The organism is Pseudoclavibacter sp. 13-3 (assembly GCF_021168475.1).
In the GTDB taxonomy this organism is placed as follows: Bacteria; Actinomycetota; Actinomycetes; order Actinomycetales; family Microbacteriaceae; genus Pseudoclavibacter_A.
This window is the reverse complement of the sequence record NZ_JAJOZT010000002.1, coordinates 459,986-476,810: the sequence shown is the minus strand read 5'-3', so window position 1 is coordinate 476,810 and position 16,825 is coordinate 459,986. Positions and strand designations below refer to the sequence as shown.

Genomic DNA, 16,825 nt, shown 5'->3' with positions numbered 1-16,825 from the left:
CGACGGCCCTGTGAGACGGGGAACATCATGAACGCTCAAGCCGGGTTCGGCCATCGCATCCGCTCGCTGCTGCCCGGCCCGCAGGATCTCGCCGACGCTCGGCGCAGCCCGGGCACCGACCTGTTGGCGGGCGCGACCGTCGCCGTCGTCGCCCTGCCCCTCGCACTCGCCTTCGGCGTCGCCTCGGGCGTCGGCGCCGCCGCGGGCATGACGACCGCCATCATCGCCGGCATCATCGCCGCGGTCTTCGGCGGCAGCAACCTGCAGGTCACCGGCCCCACCGGCGCGATGACCGTGGTGCTGCTGCCGATCGTGCACCAGCACGGCGTCGGCGGAGTGCTGACCGTCGGACTGATGGCCGGCGTGATGCTGCTGGTCGTCGCCTTCGCCCGCATCGGACGCTACGTGCAGATGCTGCCCACCTCGCTGCTCGAGGGCTTCACCGCGGGCATCGCCGTGGTCATCGCCCTGCAGCAGGTGCCGACGGCTCTGGGCGTGTCAGCCGGGCAGCACGAGCAGGTCTGGGCCACCGCCGGCGAGGCGCTGACGCGCTGGTTCGCCGAACCGCACTGGCTCGAACCGCTCGTCGCACTGGTCACGGCGGCCGTGATCCTGATCGCCGGCCGCCTGCGCCCCGGGCTGCCGTGGCCGCTGCTGCTGGTGGCCGCAGTCACCGCACTCGCCTGGTGGCTGGGCCTGCCGACGGCGCGCATCGGCGAGCTGCCGGTCGGGCTGCCTGCCCCGAGCCTCGATTTTCTGCAGTGGGATGCGCTGGCCGGACTGATTCCCAGTGCGCTGGCCGTCGCGGCGCTGGGCGCGCTCGAGAGTCTGCTCAGCGCGAGCGTGGCCGACGGCATGACGGTCGGCGAGCAGCACGACCCGGATCGCGAGCTCTTCGGACAGGGTCTCGCCAACATCACGGTGCCGTTCTTCGGCGGGGTTCCCGCCACGGCCGCCATCGCACGCACCGCGGTCAACGTGCGCTCCGGAGCCCGGTCGCGAACCTCGGCGGTGACGCACTCGCTGATCCTGCTCGCGGTCGTGCTGGTCGCGGGCAGCGTCGTCGCAGAGATCCCGCTGGCCGTGCTGGCCGGCGTGCTGCTCGCGACGTGCGTCAACATGATCTCGCCGGGCAGCATCCGCAGCGTCGTGCGCGCCACCCGCGGCGACGCACTCGTCTTCTTCGCCACCTTCGCGACGACCGTGGTCGTCGACGTGATCACGGCGGTCATCGTGGGCTTCGCCCTCGCCTCACTCGTCACGCTGAAGGCCGTGAGCGACGCGACGCAGGCGAAGCCCGAGCCGCTCGATCCCGCCGATCACAGCGAGGCCGAGCGAGAGCTGCTCAGGCAGGCCATCGTGCCGTACCGGCTCGAGGGAGCACTGTTCTTCGGCGTCGCCCAGCGATTTCTGATCGACCTGACCGAGATGAGCGAGGTGCGCGTGGTGATTCTGCGCATGGGGCATCTGAGCACGGTCGACGCCACCGGCGCGCAGGCGATCGGCAGCGCGGTGCATCAGCTGCACGACCGCGGCGTGGTGGTGCTGCTCTCGGCCGTGCGCCCCGGGCACGAGCAGGTGCTGCGCAGCGTCGACGAGCTCGATGCGCTGTGGGCCGACGGCGAGGTCTTCGAGACCACCCCGGAGGCCATCGCCCAGGCCAGGGCTCTGGTCGCCTGAGCCCGACTCGGCGACGAGGTCGGCTGACAGGAACACCCCAGACGCAGAGATGGCGCGGTCACGACGAATCGTCACCACGCCTTCCGTGCGCACGAGGCACCGGTCGAGTCGGCTCTGCGCAGGATCACCCCGCACAGGCGCCCGACTCGACCGGATGTCTCGACCGAGTCGCTCTCGGCTTAGTTGTAGAGCATGCCGCCGTCGACCAGCAGAGTCTGGCCGGTGACGTAGTCTGCCTTGTCGCTCGCGAAGAACGACACCACACCGGCGACGTCTTCAGGGGTCTCGATGCGACCGAGGGCGATCGACTCGACATTGTCCTTCAGGTTCTCGCCCTTGGCCTTGCCGTTGAGCTTGCCCAGCTCCTCGTCGATGAGATCCCACATGCCGGTGCCGACGATGCCGGGCGCCCAGGCGTTCACGGTGATGTTCCGGGGAGCGAGCTCCTGAGCGGCGACCTGTGTCAGGCCGCGCACAGCGAACTTGCTGGCCGAGTAGGCGCCCAGAATCGGGAAGCCCTTGATGCCGGCGATCGAAGAGGCGTTGATGATCTTGCCCTTCTCTTTGCCCAGCTCGGCGAACTTCTTCTCGGCGGCCTGAATGCCGTAGACGATGCTGAAGACGTTGATGTTGAAGATCTTCTCGAGGTCTTCGGTGGTCACGTCGCTCAGCGGCTTGATCTGTGCAATGCCCGCGTTGTTGGCGATCACGTCGAAGCTGCCGAGCTTCTCAGCAGCTGCGTCGACGGCGGCGAACACCTGGTCGCGCTTCGACACGTCAGCGGCGACGAAGAACGCCTTGCGGCCGAGAGCCTCGATCTCTTTGACGACGGCCTCTGCCTTCTCCTGCTGGAAATCCAGGTCGGCGACGGCGACGTCGAAGCCGTCCTTGGCCAGCTGCAGTGCGATGCTGCGGCCGATTCCCTGCCCAGCGCCGGTAACGAGCGCAACCTTCTGATCACTCATGGGAGATCCTTCCTCTTCGCGATGTCGTACAAATGACCTCGCGTCGAGGCCATCCTCCGCACACCGTCCTGTGGTGCGCGGTGCATCTGGCAGCTACTTTAAGACAGGCGTGTGCTGTGAGTCAGCGCGTCTGGTAAGGGAGACCTTGCCAACCGCGACAACTCGCGCGAAAATACCTCATGCAACCGGACGCAACGGCTGTCCGCTTCGGGCCGCCGCGCTGCGGCCAGAGACAATGAGGTGCACACGCGATGGCCAATGAGCTGGAATCGTCGTTCTCAACCGGGGAAGACCCCGTCGAATACGACCACCTGCTGCAGGAGGTCTTTCGAGCGACGTCGCGAGGAGAACGGCCTCCGGCCCGACCGCGTCCGCTGATCAGCGCATCCTGGAAGCGCTCCCGCCGTGCGGGCCTCAAGCCGGACAGCTGCCGCTGTCCGCTGCACTCCCCCGTGCGAGCGCGCCGTGCCCCGTCGCGAACCTCGAACACCCGGCAGCTGATCCCGCTGCTCAAGCAGACGCTGCCGCAGCACGACAACGGCATGTTCGAGAACGGCAACTACCTCGTCGTGCTCACCGATGCCGAGGCGCGCATCGTGTGGCGCTACGGGGCGACCGAGGCCCGGCGGCGCGCCGACCGCATCGGCTTCGTCAAGGGTGCGCTGTGGCGTGAGAGCACCGTGGGCACGAACGCGATCGGCACGGCGCTCGCGGTTCGGCACCCGGTGCAGGTGCACGGCGCCGAGCACTTCTGCCTCGCGCACCAGCAGTGGAGCTGCGCCGCCGCGCCGATCATCGACCCGCGCTCGCGCGCCTGCCTGGGCATCGTCAACATCTCGTGCGCCGTCGCCGAGGCGCACCCGGCCATGCTCGCGCTGGCCTCGCTGCTCGCGCACACCCTCGAGATGGAGCTGCACGAGGCCCATCAGCACGAGCTCGAACGACTGCGCACCATCAGCTGGCCGATGCAGCACACGCAGGGCGACGAGCCGTGGGCGGTGACCGACCGTCTGGGCTGGGTCGCGGCGACCAGCAGTGCGTCGGCGGGCAGCCGATTCACCCTGCCCGAGCATCCTGATCGAGACCTGCTCTGGCTGCCCGAGTTCGGCAGCGCGAAGGCGACCTCGCTGCCGGGCGGCTGGTTCATTCAGGGGCAGACCGTCGTCGAGGCCGAGCCTGGAGAGAACCGGCTGCAGATCACGCGCACGTCGGGCGGGGCGCACGTGACGATGGATGCCGGCGACGTGCACTGGAGCGTCGAGATCCCGCCTCGGCAGGTCGACGTCATCGCTCAGATCAACGCGCACCAAGACGGCGTCAGCGCGGCAGACCTCTCAGAGGCGATCTTCGGCGACCGAACGCATACAGTCACCGTGCGTGCCGAGGTCAGCCGCATTCGGCGAGCGCTGGGGCCGGTGATCATCGCGGCGCCGTACCGCTTCGCCGAGGGTATGCGGGTCGAGATCGACTGAAGGCTCTTCGACGGCCGCCGGCGCCGGCTTCGGGCAGTGCGGGTCTGCGTCGCTCAGCAGCTGACCGAGGCCAGCAGGCGTTCGACCAGCACGCCGCGGTTGCCTTCGAGATCTGAGAGCGCGTCCTGCTCGCGCACCTCCTGCGGGGTGAGCCAGGCGAGTTCGAGGGCGTCCTGACGCGGCTGGCAGGTGCCGGTCACCGGCACGACGTAGGCCAGCGAGACCGCGTGCTGGCGACCGTCGAACAGCTCGCTCGTGGTCGAGGGCACCGGAAAGTACTCGCCCACCGTCTGCGGCGACATCGACAGCGGCAGCTGCGGGAAGGCGATCGGGCCGAGGTCGTTCTCGAGGTGGCGAAGCAGCGCTTCGCGCAGGCTCTCGCCGAAGCGCACACGGCCCGAGACGATGGTGCGGGTGATCGAGTCGGTGTCGCTGACCCGCATGAGCAGGCCGATCTGCGCGACCTTGCCGCTGCCGGTCAGGCGCACGGGAAGCGCTTCGACGTAGAGCATGGGCAGGTGCCGTCTGGCTTCTTCCAGCTCGGAATCGGTCAGCCAGCCAGAGTCGGCGCCACCGTTGCTGCCGATGACGTCATCGTCTGGATCCTGCGGGTCGGGCGTGCCAACGATGCTCATGATCTGATTATGACGCATCTGCCCGGGCCGGCGCACTCGACGAGGTCGGTGCAGCTGAGCGAAGCGCTGCGCAGCCGGTCAGTCCTCTGCAGTGCCTGACGTCGCACCGCCGCCATAGTACCGGCCCAAGAACTCCTCGCGCAGCTCGCCGAACGCACCCTGCTCGATGGCATCTCGGATGTCGTCGACGAGCCGCACGATGAATCGCTCGTTGTGGATGCTGCAGAGGGTCGCCGCATTCATCTCTTTCGCCTTGAAGAGGTGCCGCAGATACGCCCGCGTGTAGTGCGTGCAGGTGTAGCAGTCGCAGCCCTCGTCGATCGGCGAGAAGTCCATGCGAAACCTCGTCTGCTTCAGGTTGTAGCGACCGTGCCGCGAGTACACGGCCGACGACCGCGCCACCCGCGTCGGCGAGACGCAGTCGAAGGTGTCGGCACCGGCCGCCACCGCGGCGAAGATGTCGTCGGGTTCGCTGATGCCCAGCAGATGCCGCGGGCGATCCTCGGGAAGCTCCTCGGCCATCCACCCGATGATCTCGGCCATGCGCGGCTTCTCGAGCGCACCGCCGAGTCCGAACCCGTCGAAGCGCTGCCCGTCGACCTCCATGCTGCCGAGGTCGCGCGCGGCCTTGCGGCGCAGATCCTCGTAGTTCGCGCCCTGCAGCACGCCGAAGAGCGCCTGGTACGGCTTGCCGATCCGTTCGTCGGTGAGACGCCGGTGCTCGGCGAGACAGCGTTCGGCCCAGAGCCTCGTGCGCTCCAGCGAGCGCTCCTGGTATCCGCGGGTGTTCATCAGCGTGGTGAGCTCGTCGAAGGCGAACATGATGTCGGCTCCGAGCTGATGCTGAATGCCCATCGACACCTCAGGGGTGAACCGATGCATCGTGCCGTCGAGGTGTGACTTGAATGTCACGCCGTCGTCGTCGACATGTGCGAGGCGCTCCTTGCCCTTCGCGATGACGTCGTCGGACTGCCGCCCGCTGGTGTCCATCGCGAGCACCTTTTTGAACCCCACCCCCAGACTCATCACCTGGAACCCCCCTGAGTCGGTGAACGTCGGGCCCGGCCAGTTCATGAATCTGCCCAGCCCACCGGCCGCGTCGAGCACGTCGGGCCCCGGCTGCAGGTAGAGGTGATAGGCGTTGGCGAGCAGGGCTTGGGCGCCGAGGTCGCTCATCGACTCGGGCAGCACCGCCTTGACCGCGGCCTTGGTGCCCACGGGGATGAACGCCGGCGTGCGGATGTCGCCGTGCGGCGTATGGACGACCCCCGTGCGCCCGCCTCTCGGCTGGTCGTCGAGACGGGTGTCGATGTCGAAGCTGAAGTTCACCCGTCCATCTTGCCACCTGCCGGCAGACCCGCTGCCACCTGCCGGCAGACCCGCGACGGCCGGCCGACGTTCGTCGCAGAGCGTCACAATCTGGTGCCTGCGAGCGGCGGCAAATAGGCTGAACTCATGAAACCCTTCTTGTATCTGAGCGCGCGCACGAGTGACGAGGCCACCGCGGCCGAGCGCGCCTCGATGCTGGAGCACACCGGCCTGAGCTCACGCGACCTCGCGCACCATCGACTCGACCGCGCCCCGCTGCCCGAAGTCGACCTCGCCGAGCTCAGCGGCGTGCTGCTCGGCGGCAGCCCGTACGACTGGTCGGCGCCGTCCGAGCGCAAAGACGCCCTGCAGCGCCGCGTCGAGCGCGACGTGTACGCCCTGGTGCGGCGAATCCTCGATGCCGACTTCCCGTTCTTCGGAGCCTGCTATGGCATGGGCGCGGTCGCGACGGTGCTCGACGCGCCGCTCGGCCCCGACTTCGCCGAGGATGCCGGGGCCGTCACCTTGGAGGTCACCTCCGCCGGCCGGTCTGATTCGCTGTTGGGCGACGCCCCTGCACAGATCTCGTCGTTCGTCGGGCACCATGAGTCACTGCTCGAAGTGCCCGCGGGCGCCGAGCTGCTGCTGACCTCGGCGACCGCTCCGGTGCAGATGATGCGCGTCGGCGAGCGCGGCTATGCGACGCAGTTCCATCCCGAGCTAGACCGGTCGGCGTTCATCCGCCGCGCCACGCTCTACGACGGGCACGGCTACTACCCCGCCGGGCACATCGCCGCCATCGAACAGGCGACACTCGGTCTCGACACCAGGCCGGCGCACCGTCTGCTGCGGCGCTTCGCGCTCGAGCACGCACGCCGCTGAACGGCTCCGCGCAGGTCGTCGAGATTCGTCTCGCACGACGCGGCCGACTCCCCTCCGACAGGTGTCTGGGTTCTCATCGACACTGCTGGCACGAGCAGGCATACTGGATGGCATGGGCGACAACAACCTGCTTTCGATTCCACCGACCCTCCTCGATGAGGTGCCGGGCCTCGCCGACGCTCTCGCCGACGAGCCGCTCAATCGTGTGGCGGCCTCGTTCCCCGCTGCGTCGCTGCCGTGGGCGCTGCTGGCGCAGCAGGCCCGCACGCACGGCAACTATGTGAACGCCTACGCCTACGCACGCACCGGCTACCACCGCGGCCTCGACGCTCTGCGCAAGCACGGCTGGAAGGGCCAGGGGCCGATTCCATGGTCGCACGAGCCGAACCGCGGCTTCCTGCTCTCACTCTTCGAGCTGGGCAAGGCCGCCGAGCTGATCGGCGAGAACGACGAGGTCGAGCGCGTGCACACCTTCCTCACCGACAGCGACCCGTCAGTCATCGACGCCATCCTGGCCGACGAGGCGGCGCACGCCCCCGGCACTGAGACGATCGTCATCCGCGGCATCAACTGATCGCTGCCGCGACGCGGAGGCTTCGCCGCGCGGGCTGCGCAGCGCCGCAGATCTTCCGTTGCGCCAGCCGAGCGTCTAGCATCAGGAAGCATGACTTCCACTGACCGTCAATCGGACGATCAGGCGCGGTACATCGAAGTGTGGAACGACCTGGTCTCTCCGCGAGACCTCACGTGGGCACTTCTGATCTGCGGTGGCACCACCGCAGCCGCACTGCTGATCGCAACGCTGCTCTCGTTCAACGTCTTCTTCTGGGGCCTCGGCGGCTCGGTCGTCGGCTTCGTCATCAGCGCCTTCGCGTTCACGCCGAAGCGAGACGTGCGCATCGTGAGCACAGACGACGGGCACGAGCACAGCATCCACATCGTCGCCGACGACGTCACCGCAGACGTCGACGCGCGACCCGATTCGGGCACCGGGCCCGGCGACGGCGGTGACCGCTGATGGACGCCTCGATCATCCTGCAGATGCTCATCGCCGCGATCGGCGCGATCCTGCTCTATTCGTTCATCGGGTTCATCCCCGGCACCGATGAGACCAGCGTGCTGGTGCCCGTCACCCTCGCACTGGTGCTCGCCGGCACGGCACCGATCGTGGTGCTGACCTTCTTCATCGCCGCGATCGTGACGCTCAACCTCACCAACGCGATTCCCACAGCGCTGGTCGGCCTGCCCGGCGGCGTGATGTCGACGCCCATGATGGAGCACTCGCTCTATCTGAAGAGCAAAGGGCGCGCGGCCGAGACGATCAAGAAGATGGCCGCCGGCAGCGCAGTCGGCACGATCATCGCGATTCCGGTGAGCCTCGCCATCGCCACGGCGATCACGCCGTATGCCGAGACGCTGCGCCAGTACGGCTCGCTGCTGTTCGTGTTCGGCGCGGTGCTGCTCGCGCTGCTCGGCGGCAACCGACTGCTCTCGCTCATCTCGATCATCCCGATGGCGCTGCTCTTTCAGGGGCTGCTCTCGCTCTATCGCACCCAAGAGGTGATTCCCAAAGACGGCAACATCTCGGTCTCGTTCTTCTTGGGCATCACCATCGGCCCGCTGCTGGTCTCGATTCTCGGCCTGCTCAACAAGCGCAGTCGCGACCGCCTGCCCCGGTACGCACCGACTGAGGTCGAGATCTCGCTCAAGGATCTGGGCGGCCAGTCGCTCGCTCCCAACCGCATTCTCACTCGTGACGAGATGGGGCGAACCGGCCTCGCGTCGCTGATCACCACCCCGCTGTTCTTTCTCAGCCCGGTCGGTCTGACCTTCCTGGTCGGCGAGGCGTCGGCAGGCCGCAGCACCGACAGGCTCAAACACGCGAACCGTGCGGTGTCGAGCATGAACGGCGTCGCACACGCCGCCTACCTGTCAGGCGTGATCATCCCGCTGCTGGCCGTGGGCATCCCGCTCTCGCCGGTCGCGATCGGCCCGGCGCAGGCGCTGTTCAATGCGCCGCCGGCCTTCTCGCTCGATCACAACCTGCACCAGCTGCTGAGCACCGGCCAGTTCGTCACGGCAGTGATCGTCGGCGCCCTGCTCGCCCTGGTGCTGACCTATGTGATCGCTGTGCGCTACTCGTACCAGATCACCTACTTCGTGATGCGCTACATCCCGCACGAGGCCGTGCTCGGGCTCTTCATCGGGTTCATTCTGCTGCTCGCCTATCTCGACGCCGGCGTGGCCAACATCTTCGGCGTGCTGCTCGTCGGCGTCGCCTGCGGTACCCTGAATAAGCTTGGCGTCAGCTACGGCGTGCAGTTCATGACGCTGTACGCCGCACCATGGATCGTGCAGAACCTGCTCTGAGCAGCAGCGTTGTGCGTCGGTGCGCATGCACCGGGAAAGGCTTCTTCACTGTGCAGGTCGGCGACCCCTCCCCCTCAGACCGCTCGTCGGTCGACACTCCGATGCATGCAGGCGTCGGTCAGACCGTCGCGAAGATCATCCTCTTCGGCGAGCACTCTGTCGTCTACGGCTACCCGGCCATCGCGATGCCGCTGCGCAACCTGCGCATGATCGCGCGCGTCGAGCCGACCACCGGCCCCTCAGAGCTGTCGAGCCTGGGCTGGACCGGCCCGCTCGCCGAGGCACCGGCCCGATTCGCGAGCATCGTGCGTGCGGTGCATGCGGCACTCGAGTTCGCGGGGCATCCGCACGCCCGTCTGCGCATCGCAACGCACGCCGAGTTTCCGCCCGAGCGGGGGCTCGGGTCGTCGGCGGCAGCGGCAGGTGCGGTCATCCGTGCCGTGCTCAACGCCTTCGACGTCGACGCCGAGCCCGAAGACCTCTTCGACCTGACGCAGGTGGCCGAGCGCATCGCGCATGGGCATCCGTCCGGTCTCGACGCGACGGCGACCTCGTCGCAGACGCCGATCCACTTTCAGGCCGGCGCGACCACAGCCGTGCAGATCAGCCTCTCCGCGTGGATCGTCGTGGCCGACTCCGGCATTCACGGCAGCACCCGCGAGACCGTCGGGCATATTCGCGAAGAGCACGAGCGGTGCCCCGAGATCACCCGGCCGCGGCTGGCCGAGCTGGGACGCATCACCGCCGCGGCGGTCGACGACGTGCGGGCCGGTGACGTCGGAGGGCTCGGCGAGAAGATGAACGACGCCCACCGGCTGCTGACCGAGCTCGGCGTGAGCAACGCGCGCCTCGACCAGCTCACCGCCGCGGCGCGCGGCGCGGGTGCCGTGGGCGCGAAGCTCACCGGCGGCGGTCGCGGCGGCTGCGTGATCGCCCTCGCCCGCACCAGCGCTGACGCGAAGCGCGTGGCCGCTGCGCTCGGCATGGCCGGAGCCACCGGCACGTGGGTCTATGCGCCGCACGCCTATGAGGTCGCCGCGTGACCGTTCGCCCGACACCGGTGGCAGCTGCACCCGGCGTGGCCACAGCTGTGGCACATGCGAACATCGCGCTGATCAAGTACTGGGGCAAGGCCGACGAGCGGCTCATCCTCCCGCGAACCTCCAGCGTCTCGCTGACACTCGACGATCTGCACACGGTCACCACGGTGCGCTTCGTCGACGATGGCGCTGAGGCCGGCACAGGCGACCATGCCGTGCTCGACGGGCAGCCGCTCAACGGCCAGCCGCTGCGGCGCATCTCAGACTTTCTCGACATCGTGCGCCGGCGAGCCGGCATCACCGCTGCCGCCGACGTCGTCACGCGCAACACCGTGCCGACTGCCGCGGGGCTGGCCAGTTCGGCCAGCGGGTTCGCCGCACTCGCCGGCGCGGCAGCCGCCGCTGCGGGGCTCGAACTCGACGATCGCGACCTGTCACGGCTCGCGCGAAGAGGGTCGGGATCGGCGTCGCGGTCGGTCTTCGGCGGGCTGGCCATCTGGCATGCCGGCCATGACGACGAGTCGTCGTATGCCGAGCCGCTGCAGAGCGACCTCGATCTGGCGATCGTCGTGCTGGTCATCGACTCCGGACGCAAAGCGGTCTCGAGCCGTGAGGCCATGCGCCGCACCGTCGAGACCTCTGCCGAGTACGAGCCCTGGGTGCGGCGCAGCCACGACGATCTGGACGAGGCGCTCGACGCGATCGCGCAGGCAGACCTCTCGCGGCTGGGCGAGACCTCCGAGGCGAACGCATTCGGCATGCACGCGACGATGCTCGGCGCTGAGCCCCGGGTGCAGTATCTGAACGCCTCGAGCATCGAAGCGCTGCGAGCCGTGCGCGAGGCCCGCGCCGCCGGCCTGCCGGCCTGGGCGACGATGGATGCCGGGGCGAACGTCAAGGTGCTCACCAGCGGCTCCGCCGGTGAACAGGTGCGATCGTGGCTGCGGCGGCGGCTGGAGCCGACCGTGCCGGGTCTGCAGACCGTGGTGGCCCGGTCGGGCCCGGCCCTGAGCGTCTGGCCGGGCGAGATCGGCGCACCTGGCGCATCCGCCGGCAGCCAGACCGCCGCAGTCGGCAGCGACGCGACGAACCATGCAGGAGGTCTCTAGACATGTGCGCCGTCCATGACATCGCCGTTCCGTCCCGCGCCACCGTCGTGCGGGCGCCCGGCAAGCTCTACATCGCCGGCGAGTACGCCGTCGTCGAAGCCGGATACCCGGCGGTGCTGATCGCCGTCGACCGCTACGTGCAGGTGCGGGTGAGCCCCGCGCGCGGCACCGGGCACATCACCTCGGATCAGTACGCGAGCCTCTCGCTCGAATGGCATCGGCGCGACAACGACATGGTGATCGAGCCCGAGCAGACGCCGTTCGACTTCGTGCTCGCGGCCATCAGAGTCGTCGAAGAGGCCGCCATCGGCCTCGGCACGCCGCTTGAGCTGTACGACCTCGACATCACGAGCGAGCTCGACGACGACGCCGGCCGCAAGTTCGGCCTCGGGTCGTCTGCGGCGGTCACGGTGGCCACGGTGCGGGCGCTCTGCGAGCACTATCGGCTCGATCTGACCCGCATGGAGCAGCTGAAGCTCGCGCTCATCGCCAGCATCGAAGTGCAACGCAGCGGCTCGGGCGGCGACGTCGCCGCGAGCATGTTCGGCGGCTGGATCGTCTACCGCGCCTTCGACCGCGAGTGGGCGCGCGCCGAGCGCGTCGCCAGGCCGCTGACCGAGATGCTCGCAATCGACTGGCCGGGTCTCGAGGTGCGCAGGATCGTGCCGCCCGATCGTCTGCGCCTCGTCGTGGGGTGGACGGGATCGCCCGCCTCGACCGCTCGTCTGGTCGGCGGGGTGCAGGCTCGCAAGGGTCAGCGCAGTGTGCACTACAGCCGCTTTCTGGCGGAGAGCCACGCGTGCGTGACCGAACTCGCCGAAGCGCTGGAACGCGACGACGGGGTCGGCATCGCCGCCGGCATCCGCCGCAACCGCGAGCTGCTGCGCGAGCTGGGCGAGCACTCGGGCATCACCATCGAGACTCCGAAGCTGCAGCGTCTGATCGAGACGGCCGAGGTGTGCGGCGGTGCCGCCAAGACCTCGGGGGCGGGCGGCGGAGACTGCGGCATCGTGCTGATCGACCGCGACGCCGACATCGACGGCATGCTCGCCGCCTGGGAGCGGGCCGACATCAGGCCGCTCAACCTGCGGGTGCACCAGCCACAGGGCATGGTCGAGTAGGGCCTCACCGGAGTGGTTCGGCGGCGGAGGACGGCCGCAGACAGAAAGGATGCAGAGCAGCATGAGCAGTGAGCGCAAAGACGAGCACGTTCGCCTCGCCGAGGAGCTTCGCGACGAACAACGCGGTTCGGGCTTCGACGACGTGCGGTTTCTTCATCACACCTTCAACGGTGTGACGCGCGACGCGGTCGACATCAGCACGACCGTGGCCGGTCGGCGTTGGCCGGTGCCGTTCTACATCAACGCGATGACCGGCGGCAGCAGGATGACCGGGGCGCTCAACGCCGACCTCGCGCAGGCTGCTGCGGCTGCAGGTGTGTCGATCGCCAGCGGTTCGGTGAGCCCTGCACTGCGCGATCCGGGCCTTGAATCGACGTTTCGGGTAATCCGAGAGAACGCCCCTGAGGCGTTCGTATTCGCGAATGTGAGCCCCGAGATGACCGTCGAGCAGGCGAAGCGAGCCGTCGGGATTCTCTCTGCCGACGCGCTGCAGATCCATGTGAACCCGGCCCAAGAGCTCGTGATGCCCGAGGGCGACCGCGACTTTCGCGGCTGGCTCGACCGGATCGAGCGGATTGTGGACGAGGTCGGCGTGCCGGTCGTGGTCAAAGAGGTCGGGTTCGGCCTCAGCCGACACAGCGTCGAGCAGCTGCTCGAACGCGGTGTGCGCACCGTCGACGTCAGCGGACGCGGCGGCACGAACTTCATCGCGATCGAGAACCGTCGGCGGCAGCGAAGCGAGTACGACTACCTGTCTGGCTGGGGCCAGACCGCCGTCGAGTGCCTGCTCGATTCCCTGCACGCGGCGCCTGCGCTGCCGGTCGAGGCGATCGCCTCCGGCGGCGTGCGCAATCCGCTGGATGTCGTGCGCGCACTCGCCTTGGGCGCTCGCGCCGTCGGGGTCAGCGGCCACTTTCTGCACGTGCTCGTCGCTGACGGGGTCGAGGCTCTGACTGCAGAGCTGGAGTCATGGAAGGAGCAGGTGCAGACTCTGCTCACGCTGCTCGGAGCGGCCGACCTGGAGGCCATTGCCCGCACTGACTTGCTCATCACCGGGCCGACGGCGGAGTTCGCTCGGCTGCGAGGCATCGATCTCGCGGAACTGGCGCACCGCCACTGAGATATGCCTGCAAATGCATATGTCGTGTTGGAGAACTCTTCACAGACATTCCGCGACGCCCGCACGATGTCCTTGACTTGCGCCGGGGAAAGCGGTTCACTGCAAATACCATGACGCAGCAGTCCGAAGACTCCCAGGGCCCTCTGCCCCGCATCACCGATGCCGGTTTTCGCCTGCACTACGCGACCTCGCTCTTCGACCGTCTGATCGATGACTACCTGCGTGCTGAGTGGCAGCTTCCGGCCACTCAGTTCTATGCGCTGATGGCTCTTGCGGCAGCGGGCAAAGAGAAGCTCAGCGTTCGAGAGATCGCCGAGCAGCTCGGCATCTCCCGTGCGGCAGCCGCCACACGCACCCGAACACTGGTCAAGGTCGGGTTCGCGTCGTTGTACCAAGACCCGAACGACCGTCGCACGCAGCGCGTCGCCCTCACCGAACGTGGTGCACGCCGACTGACCGAAGCCTGGCAGGGTCTCGACACCTTCGAGAACGCTCTGCTGACCGGCATCGACGAACGCAGCCTGCTGCAGCGCATCAATGTGCTCATCGACAACGCCCGCGACGTCGCAGCAGCGCGGCAGGCCCGAGAGTCTCGCTGAGCGGGCCGGCCCCGCGAAGAGTCTCGCTCAGACGTTCGGCACGACCACCGTCGGAACACGAAGATCGAGCAGCACGCCGTGCGACACCGAGCCGAACAGCGCACGTCCGAGCACGGTGCGCGAATGAGTGCCCAGCACCAGCATGCGTCGGCCGGCCGCGGCCGCAGTCAGCTGTGACGCCGGAGCGCCTTCGATCGAGCGACCGGTGACGTCGAGATCCTCGTGCCTCGTGCGCAGCTGCAGGGCGCGTACGTCGAGCTGTTCCTGGAACTGGCGACCCACCGGAGCGAGCCCCCCGCCCATGGCCTCTGCCGGCCTGCTGATCACCGGCGGCAGACCCCAGACAGAGACCAGCTCAAGCGGCTGATCCGTGGCCAGCGCCTGGGTGACGGCGAACTCGACCGCACTCTCGCTGACGTCGTCCGGGCCCACGCCGACGACGATTCCGGGTTCGTGCTGCCCGGCGGCAGTCCAGTCTGATGGGATCACCGCAGTCGGAACGTTCGTCGACACTGAGACGCGCAGCCCCTTGGCGCCGCCGACCGCTTCGCTGAACGAGGAGCCGTGGTGCGAGCCCAGTACGATCAGATCGCTCTGATCGGCCGCGTCGATCAGCGCATCGACGATGCCGCCGTGGGCGACCGTCGTGGTGATGCCGAGGCCGGGGTTCGACTCTGCAGCGGCGCGCTGCACTGAGGCGATCAGGTTCTCGGCCCCCTGCGTCGCATCCACCTCGCTGACGCCGGTGCCGCGCAGCGCATGAGGGTCGACCACTGTCAGCAGATGCAGCTGCGGGTCAGCGACGAGCCTGGTCTGTGCCAGCGCCCATTCGAGTGCGCGTTCTCCGCGCACGGTGCCGTCGATGCCGACGATGATGGTGGTCATGTAGTACTCCTTGGTTCGAAGGCCCCGGGCTGGGCTCGACTGAGGCGTCCCGGGTGCAGCCTGTGTGATGCCGAGTCGCGTGCGACTCAGTGGAACTGCGGCACGATGAGCCACAGGGTGAACAGCACGATGGCGACGCAGAGCGAGAAGCAGATCACTGACCCGGTGCGAGCGATCAGATGCGCGTCGCCGCTGCGGTCGACCTGACCGGATTCCCAGAGGCGCAGCGCAGTCGCATAGAGGGTGCTGACGACGCTGGCGATCACGACGGCGACGACGAGGACGGTCAGAAAGCTGATGAGAGAAGGCATTGTTGTGTTCTGTTCCTTTCAGACTATGCAGCCGGAACAGTGGCCGGAACGGGCTCACCGGTGGTCTCATGGTTCACGTTGTCAGCGGTCACCGGGTTGCGATGCGACAGCCGGACGATGCCCCAGACGATGGCGAGAGCGATGACTGCGACGCCGAGAGTGCCGACCAGACCGGTGTGGGCCAGAGCCGAAGCCGCTGCCGAGACCAGTGCCGCCGCCGGAAAGGTGACCAGCCAGGCGATGCCCATGCGACCGGCGACACCCCAGTTGACTGCGGCGCCTTTGCGGCCAAGGCCGGCACCGAGGATCGATCCCGAGCAGACCTGCGTGGTCGAGAGCGCGAAGCCGAGGTGCGATGAGACCAGAATCGTCGTCGCCGAGCTCGCCTCAGCGGCGAAGCCCTGCGGCGTGGTGATCTCGGTGATGCCCTTGCCCAGCGTGCGAATGACGCGCCAGCCGCCGGTGTAAGTGCCCAGGGCGATGGCGAGGCCGCAGGCCGCGATGACCCAGAGCTCGGGACCGCTGCCGCTGGGCTGCATGCCGGCGGCGATGAGCGTCAGCGTGATGATGCCCATGGTCTTCTGCGCGTCGTTCGTGCCGTGCGAGAGGGCGACCAGCAGAGCGGTGGCGGTCTGGCCGTGGCGGAATCCGCTCTCGACCTTCTTGGCGTCCATCTTGCGCACGATGGCGAGAATGATCTTGACCGCGCAGAACGCGGCCAGACCGGCGACCACCGGCGAGACGAACGCTGGCAGCAGCACCTTGGTGATCACGTTGAAGAAGTTCACGCCCGAAGCGCCGACCGCGACGATCACGGCGCCGACGAGGCCGCCGAAGAGCGCGTGCGAAGAGCTGGAGGGCAGCCCCACGAGCCAGGTGAGCATGTTCCAGATGATGGCGCCGACGAGGCCGGCGAAGATGACCTCAGGGCCGATCACGACCCCGCCGTCGCCCTCGTTGATGATGCCGCCCGAGATCGTCTTCGCGACCTCGGTCGACAGGAACGCGCCGATCAGATTGAGGATGCCTGCGGCGATGACTGCGGTCTTGGGCTTGAGCGCTCCGGTGGCAATCGAGGTGGCCATGGCGTTCGCCGTGTCATGGAACCCGTTGGTGAAGTCGAATGTCAGCGCCGTGACGACAACGAGCACGACGATGATGATTGTGGAAGCATCCATCTGAGCTTCGTGGTTCCCTTCTGAGAGACCAATACATGATTGTCTCGACGAGGTCTCCGGGAACTCTCCCCGATAGACGATTCGTCGACGGCAATTGCCGAGTCTGCGCCCGAAAGGTTACGGGAAGGGAAACGTCAAGCGGTCTTCACG

17 protein-coding genes are annotated in these 16,825 nt (G+C 68.0%); 11 read left to right on the top strand and 6 right to left on the bottom strand.

Translation table 11 applies throughout. The annotated features are described in order from the left end of the window. The first annotated feature begins 27 nt into the window (after positions 1 to 27). Positions 28 to 1,680: a SulP family inorganic anion transporter gene (locus tag LRX77_RS05635; protein ID WP_231831926.1), complete on the top strand. Its 1,653-nt coding sequence runs from the start codon at positions 28 to 30 to the stop codon at positions 1,678 to 1,680. Between the two features lie 179 nt (positions 1,681 to 1,859). On the opposite strand, the gene LRX77_RS05630 is transcribed toward LRX77_RS05635, so the two are convergent. Then, entirely contained in the window at positions 1,860 to 2,645 is a 786-nt protein-coding gene (locus LRX77_RS05630; protein ID WP_231831925.1) for an acetoin reductase, read from the bottom strand. A 251-nt stretch (positions 2,646 to 2,896) separates the two neighbouring features. Here LRX77_RS05630 and LRX77_RS05625 point away from each other — a divergent pair, with 251 nt between their 5' ends. Further along, positions 2,897 to 4,117: a GAF domain-containing protein gene (locus LRX77_RS05625; RefSeq protein ID WP_231831924.1), complete on the top strand. Its 1,221-nt coding sequence runs from the start codon at positions 2,897 to 2,899 to the stop codon at positions 4,115 to 4,117. A gap of 53 nt (positions 4,118 to 4,170) precedes the next feature. On the opposite strand, the gene LRX77_RS05620 is transcribed toward LRX77_RS05625, so the two are convergent. Both LRX77_RS05620 and tgt read right to left on the bottom strand, forming a co-directional pair. Further along, entirely contained in the window at positions 4,171 to 4,752 is a 582-nt protein-coding gene (locus tag LRX77_RS05620) for a DUF4916 domain-containing protein (protein ID WP_231831923.1), read from the bottom strand. 78 nt (positions 4,753 to 4,830) lie between these two features. Continuing rightward, positions 4,831 to 6,081, bottom strand: a complete 1,251-nt coding sequence (tgt, locus tag LRX77_RS05615; RefSeq protein ID WP_231831922.1) for a tRNA guanosine(34) transglycosylase Tgt — start codon at positions 6,079 to 6,081, stop codon at positions 4,831 to 4,833. Between the two features lie 126 nt (positions 6,082 to 6,207). Here tgt and LRX77_RS05610 point away from each other — a divergent pair, with 126 nt between their 5' ends. The 9 genes from LRX77_RS05610 (at position 6,208) to LRX77_RS05570 (ending at position 14,301) form a co-directional block, all read left to right on the top strand. Beyond that, a complete protein-coding gene (locus tag LRX77_RS05610; RefSeq protein ID WP_231831921.1) occupies positions 6,208 to 6,942 on the top strand; it encodes a glutamine amidotransferase-related protein in 735 nt (244 codons plus the stop codon). Positions 6,943 to 7,054: 112 nt separating this feature from the next. Next, entirely contained in the window at positions 7,055 to 7,516 is a 462-nt protein-coding gene (locus LRX77_RS05605; protein ID WP_231831920.1) for a DUF3151 domain-containing protein, read from the top strand. 90 nt (positions 7,517 to 7,606) lie between these two features. After that, the gene (locus LRX77_RS05600; protein ID WP_231831919.1) at positions 7,607 to 7,960 is read left to right on the top strand and encodes a hypothetical protein; all 354 of its coding nucleotides are present in this window, start codon (positions 7,607 to 7,609) and stop codon (positions 7,958 to 7,960) included. After that, a complete protein-coding gene (locus tag LRX77_RS05595) occupies positions 7,960 to 9,312 on the top strand; it encodes a tripartite tricarboxylate transporter permease (protein ID WP_231831918.1) in 1,353 nt (450 codons plus the stop codon). Before LRX77_RS05600 ends, LRX77_RS05595 begins: the two co-directional genes overlap by 1 nt. A 50-nt stretch (positions 9,313 to 9,362) precedes the next feature. Continuing rightward, positions 9,363 to 10,355, top strand: a complete 993-nt coding sequence (gene mvk, locus LRX77_RS05590) for a mevalonate kinase (protein ID WP_231831917.1) — start codon at positions 9,363 to 9,365, stop codon at positions 10,353 to 10,355. Further along, on the top strand, positions 10,352 to 11,461 hold the full coding sequence (gene mvaD, locus LRX77_RS05585) for a diphosphomevalonate decarboxylase (RefSeq protein WP_231831916.1): 1,110 nt from the start codon (positions 10,352 to 10,354) through the stop codon (positions 11,459 to 11,461). Before mvk ends, mvaD begins: the two co-directional genes overlap by 4 nt. 2 nt (positions 11,462 to 11,463) lie before the next feature. Further along, positions 11,464 to 12,582 carry a phosphomevalonate kinase gene (locus LRX77_RS05580; RefSeq protein WP_231831915.1) on the top strand — a complete coding sequence of 373 codons (1,119 nt, stop codon included), beginning with the start codon at positions 11,464 to 11,466 and terminating at the stop codon, positions 12,580 to 12,582. Between the two features lie 61 nt (positions 12,583 to 12,643). Next, entirely contained in the window at positions 12,644 to 13,702 is a 1,059-nt protein-coding gene (fni, locus tag LRX77_RS05575) for a type 2 isopentenyl-diphosphate Delta-isomerase (RefSeq protein ID WP_231831914.1), read from the top strand. Positions 13,703 to 13,812: 110 nt separating this feature from the next. Then, a complete protein-coding gene (locus LRX77_RS05570; protein ID WP_231831913.1) occupies positions 13,813 to 14,301 on the top strand; it encodes a MarR family winged helix-turn-helix transcriptional regulator in 489 nt (162 codons plus the stop codon). Between the two features lie 27 nt (positions 14,302 to 14,328). Here the strand turns inward: LRX77_RS05570 and LRX77_RS05565 are convergent, their stop codons facing one another. The 3 genes from LRX77_RS05565 to LRX77_RS05555 form a co-directional block, all read right to left on the bottom strand. Continuing rightward, a complete protein-coding gene (locus LRX77_RS05565; RefSeq protein WP_231831912.1) occupies positions 14,329 to 15,186 on the bottom strand; it encodes a universal stress protein in 858 nt (285 codons plus the stop codon). Between the two features lie 86 nt (positions 15,187 to 15,272). Further along, a complete protein-coding gene (locus tag LRX77_RS05560) occupies positions 15,273 to 15,497 on the bottom strand; it encodes a hypothetical protein (RefSeq protein WP_231831911.1) in 225 nt (74 codons plus the stop codon). Between the two features lie 23 nt (positions 15,498 to 15,520). Next, a complete protein-coding gene (locus tag LRX77_RS05555; protein WP_231831910.1) occupies positions 15,521 to 16,675 on the bottom strand; it encodes an inorganic phosphate transporter in 1,155 nt (384 codons plus the stop codon). Positions 16,676 to 16,825: the final 150 nt, after the last annotated feature.

Excerpts from the sequence above, each read along its gene's own strand:
- LRX77_RS05635 (WP_231831926.1), top strand. The coding sequence starts at position 28 with ATGAACGCTCAAGCCGGGTTCGGCCATCGCATCCGCTCGCTGCTGCCC.
- LRX77_RS05630 (WP_231831925.1), bottom strand. The coding sequence starts at position 2,645 with ATGAGTGATCAGAAGGTTGCGCTCGTTACCGGCGCTGGGCAGGGAATC.
- LRX77_RS05625 (WP_231831924.1), top strand. The coding sequence starts at position 2,897 with ATGGCCAATGAGCTGGAATCGTCGTTCTCAACCGGGGAAGACCCCGTC.
- LRX77_RS05620 (WP_231831923.1), bottom strand. The coding sequence starts at position 4,752 with ATGAGCATCGTTGGCACGCCCGACCCGCAGGATCCAGACGATGACGTC.
- LRX77_RS05610 (WP_231831921.1), top strand. The coding sequence starts at position 6,208 with ATGAAACCCTTCTTGTATCTGAGCGCGCGCACGAGTGACGAGGCCACC.
- LRX77_RS05605 (WP_231831920.1), top strand. The coding sequence starts at position 7,055 with ATGGGCGACAACAACCTGCTTTCGATTCCACCGACCCTCCTCGATGAG.
- LRX77_RS05600 (WP_231831919.1), top strand. The coding sequence starts at position 7,607 with ATGACTTCCACTGACCGTCAATCGGACGATCAGGCGCGGTACATCGAA.
- LRX77_RS05595 (WP_231831918.1), top strand. The coding sequence starts at position 7,960 with ATGGACGCCTCGATCATCCTGCAGATGCTCATCGCCGCGATCGGCGCG.
- LRX77_RS05580 (WP_231831915.1), top strand. The coding sequence starts at position 11,464 with ATGTGCGCCGTCCATGACATCGCCGTTCCGTCCCGCGCCACCGTCGTG.
- fni (WP_231831914.1), top strand. The coding sequence starts at position 12,644 with ATGAGCAGTGAGCGCAAAGACGAGCACGTTCGCCTCGCCGAGGAGCTT.
- LRX77_RS05570 (WP_231831913.1), top strand. The coding sequence starts at position 13,813 with ATGACGCAGCAGTCCGAAGACTCCCAGGGCCCTCTGCCCCGCATCACC.
- LRX77_RS05565 (WP_231831912.1), bottom strand. The coding sequence starts at position 15,186 with ATGACCACCATCATCGTCGGCATCGACGGCACCGTGCGCGGAGAACGC.
- LRX77_RS05560 (WP_231831911.1), bottom strand. The coding sequence starts at position 15,497 with ATGCCTTCTCTCATCAGCTTTCTGACCGTCCTCGTCGTCGCCGTCGTG.
- LRX77_RS05555 (WP_231831910.1), bottom strand. The coding sequence starts at position 16,675 with ATGGATGCTTCCACAATCATCATCGTCGTGCTCGTTGTCGTCACGGCG.